At 71.5% G+C, this 3561-nt stretch carries 4 protein-coding genes and 2 pseudogenes; 4 read left to right on the top strand and 2 right to left on the bottom strand.

Annotated elements, in window-relative coordinates:
• Positions 1-562 (bottom strand): annotated as a pseudogene (locus NBV68_RS18500) (hypothetical protein); the annotation flags it as partial.
• 4 nt (positions 563-566) lie between these two features.
• Positions 567-1718 (bottom strand): nucleotidyltransferase family protein, encoded by a 1152-nt coding sequence (locus NBV68_RS18505; protein WP_296312818.1) that lies wholly within the window; start codon positions 1716-1718, stop codon positions 567-569.
• A 191-nt stretch (positions 1719-1909) separates the two neighbouring features.
• Here NBV68_RS18505 and NBV68_RS18510 point away from each other — a divergent pair, with 191 nt between their 5' ends.
• The 4 genes and pseudogenes from NBV68_RS18510 to NBV68_RS18525 form a co-directional block, all read left to right on the top strand.
• Positions 1910-2068, top strand: a complete 159-nt coding sequence (locus NBV68_RS18510; protein WP_296312820.1) for a lasso RiPP family leader peptide-containing protein — start codon at positions 1910-1912, stop codon at positions 2066-2068.
• A 139-nt stretch (positions 2069-2207) separates the two neighbouring features.
• Complete coding sequence (locus tag NBV68_RS18515; RefSeq protein WP_296312823.1) at positions 2208-2495, top strand: PqqD family protein; 288 nt, start codon at positions 2208-2210, stop codon at positions 2493-2495.
• Positions 2492-2893, top strand: coding sequence for a lasso peptide biosynthesis B2 protein (locus tag NBV68_RS18520; RefSeq protein ID WP_296312825.1), 402 nt, complete (start codon positions 2492-2494; stop codon positions 2891-2893). The genes NBV68_RS18515 and NBV68_RS18520 overlap by 4 nt, the downstream gene beginning before the upstream one ends.
• Positions 2893-3561: pseudogene (locus NBV68_RS18525) on the top strand (hypothetical protein); the annotation flags it as partial. The gene NBV68_RS18520 and the pseudogene NBV68_RS18525, both read left to right, overlap by 1 nt.

A 3561-nucleotide genomic window follows, 5' to 3' on the forward strand; every position in this document is an offset into this window, starting at 1 on the left:
CGCGCCGGGCCGCACAGCGACGTGGCGCGCGCCCCGAGGCAGGCTGCGCGCGGCTCGGGGCAGCCCCCGCCCGCGCCCGGATCACCCCCACCCCGTCCGCGATCCGCGCCCCGTCCACGCCTTCGGGCAGATGGAGCGCGAACTGGGTGCCTTGCGGCAGGCTCCCGAGAGGGACGCGCACGGTCTGCACCAGCGGGTCGCCGGGGCGGAAGACCACCAGCGCCTCGGTGCGGGTGTAGTGGCGGCCTTCGTAGGCGCCATCGGGGAAGCTGCCATTGCGGGTCAGCAGGCGGGCGTGGACGGTGTTCGGCGTGGGCCGGTCGAGCCGCACCGGCACATGCGCCTCGCGCGCGCCGGGGGGCACGGTGACATCGCCGATCGTGATGCGCGCGCGCGGCGGAAAGGCGCTGCCGCCTGCAAAGTCGAATGCTTCGGGAGCACGCGCTCGGGCGCCGCCGCCTGCCCCGCCCTCGGGCGCTCCGCAGGCGATCAACCACAAGCCGCCCAACGCCGCGACCGGCCCGTGCCGCCACCACCGGGGCCTGCGCGCCCTCTCCCGCACGCAGCTAGACTCCTTCCGGTGCCGCACGGCGCAGCGCCTCGCTGCCGATCATCCGCGCCGCCTCGCGGGTGAACTCGGCCGCCTTGTGACGTCCGGCCGCGCCGCTGCACATCGCCCACAGCACCGCGCGGCGGCGCGGCCAAGGGGTGGCAGGGTTCTCGGGGTCGAAGACCATCGCCAGCAGCGCCTCGCGCGCCGCCCAGTCCGGCAAAGCGGCAGCGGCGAGCGGCGAGGCAAGCGGCAGCGCGATCCCGAAGACCCGCTCGCACAGGGCCGCTGCCAGCGCCACCGTCCCGGTCAACCGCTGGCGCATCGCCAGTGCCGCAAAGGCCCGCCGCCGCGCCTCGCCCATCCCGATCAACCCGGCGGCGACATCATAGGCATAGCGCGCCGAGGGGCGGCGATGGGCGAACTCCTTGGTAAAGTTGAGCGCGCTCACCAGAACCGCCTGCGCATGGGTGGGCACAGCGATCGAAGTGCCCCCCAGCGCCTCGCGCTGCGCTCCGGCCAGAAACCCGGCGAGATCGCGCGGCGGCGGGCAACCGGGTTGCTGGAGGCGGTGGTGGAGATCGATCACCCCGCCCTCGGGGTGAACCAAATGCACCTCGCCCAGCGCCGTCGTCCACCATGCCGAGGTGCCCTCGCGCCGAACGAACCCTTGCGCAGCAAGCGCCGCAAGCGCCGCATCGAAATGCTCGCGCGCGACCAGCAGGTCGAGATCGGCGGCACGGCAGAAGAACGGATCGCCATGGAGCAGGCGGTGCTGGAACGGGCCCTTGAAGGCCATCGCGGGGATGCCGGCGCGGTCGAGCAAGGGAAAGGCGATCCTCGCCAGCGCCATCACCCGGCCATTGCTCACCATCGCCCGCGCGCGGGCGCCGTCGAGCGTGCGGGCAAGCGCTGGCGGCACAGTGCGGCCGCCTGCGGCAAAAGCGCGCGCGCTAGGCCCGGTGAGCCGTACACGAACCGCCAGCGCGGCGATTCGCGCTGCGGTCTGGTCGTCCATCGCCATGGATTCGCGCTCACCCGAACCGCCGACCAGCGCGATGCGGCACATTTCCGCCAGTCGCGCGACATCCCCGCCGTCCGCCCGTTCCTCGGGGAGGCTATTCGCGGTGAGCTGGTTTATATCCTGGGTGAGTGCAGCAGCCATCATGAAACCCCACGGTGAAACGGTCGAAATCCACGCTGGATTTACGATAGGGGTGTGCGGTCCGATTTAAATAACGTGCTTTATTCGGCGGCCTATTGGGTAACCGGAGAGCATCATTTGATTGGCGTGCATCCTTCTTGGGCCTCTGCATCAACGATGCAGGGGTTGATCAATATTACCCAAGGAGAAAGTGAATGAACGTAAAGCACTATTCGACTCCGACGCTTGAAGAACTGGGCACCTTCGAGAAGCTGACCCAGGCGTCGGGTTGCCCCGATGCGCTCGACGCCATGTTCCCCGCCGGGACGCCGTTCGGCGACCTCACCTGCGGGGCGGAAGACGGCCTGTCCTGACAGGCAGCCGGTGGGGGGCGGTGCCCGTGCTGCTGCCTTGTTTCCGGCGATGCCGGAAGCAGGTGCCGCCCCCCGCATCCGTGGCCGTGGCCGCACCGGCACGCCGCATGATTCGCTGCCAGACATGAAAGGCCCGCGCATGGCGCAAATCGATCCCGCCCTGCTGATTTCCGGCGACCCCGAGGTGGTCGGCTGCACGCTCGCCGAAGGCGCGGCGCTGCTCAATCTCAAGACCTACGTCTATTACAGCCTCAACGAAGTCGGTGCCTTCGTGTGGGATGCGCTCGCCGAGCCTGCGTCCTTCGAAGGCCTTGTCGAGCAGGTCGCAGCCGAATTCGACGCCCCGCGCGAGACGGTCGCCGAGGATCTCGCGCGGCTGGTGACGCAGCTGGACGATGCGGGACTGGTGCAATGCCGCCAGCCGTGAGCGTCGGCCCTGCGCGCGCGCTGCGGCGCGATGTGAAGTGCCTGGGGGCGCTCGCCGCGATGCGGCTCGCGCTCAGCCTGCGGGGCTATGCCGCGATCCGAGCGGGCCTGCCCGAGGCGCCGCCGACCAGGGATGGCCATTTCTACGCCCGCCAGCTGGCCCGGCGGATCACGCGCCTTGCGCGGCTGGTGCCCGGCGCCTCGTGCCTCACCCAGGCGCTGGCGCTGCAATATTTGCTGGCGCGCGCAGGCCATGGCTGCACGCTCCATATCGGCGTGAAGCGCGATGCTGCGGGGCAGTTCGCCGCGCATGCCTGGGTGAGCTGCAACGGCCGTATCGTGCTCGGTGCCGAGGGCACGCGGCTAGGCGATTACACGGCTCTGGCCGGAGCGCGCTGATGGGGCAGGCGCGCGCGATCAGCGGCCCCATCAGCGGCATGGTTGCTGCCGACCTGCGCCCGCTCGGGCCTGCGCCTGCGACAGGCGGGTGGAGCGCGCCGGGCGTCCGGCTTGCTGGCCCCGTGCCGTTCAATGAAGATGCGCTGACCGTGGTCGCCGACGCCCGGCTCGACAACCGCACCGAACTTGCCTCCGCGCTCGGGCTTCCGGCGCGCGCCGAGGCGACGGCGGTGATTGCGGCGGCCTATCGATGCTGGGGCGAGGATTGCCCCGCGCGGCTCGATGGCGCCTTCGCCTTCGCCCTGTGGGACGCGCGCGCGCGGCGCCTGCTGTGCGCGCGCGATGTCGCCGGGGTGCGCCCGCTCCACTACCGTGCCGCAGGCGGCGCGCTCGCCTTTGCCCAGTCGGCGCAGGCGCTCGCCGGCCCCGCCCCCGCCCCGCGTGCGGCCGCGATCGCCGACTTTCTCTACGGCCGCGTGCTTGATGCCGAGAGCACCTGGTTCGATGGCGTGATGCGCCTGCCCGCCGGGCACAGCCTGCTGTTCGAGGGCGGCCGCTGCCGCATCACCCGCCACAGCCGTCTCGCCCCGGCACTCCACGATCCCGCCCGTCCTGCCCCCGAAATCCTGCGCGAACTGCTGGACGCCGCCGTCGCCGCCCGCGCCGAG

It is taken from the genome of Erythrobacter sp. (genome assembly GCF_023653175.1).
Classification (GTDB): Bacteria; Pseudomonadota; Alphaproteobacteria; order Sphingomonadales; family Sphingomonadaceae; genus Erythrobacter.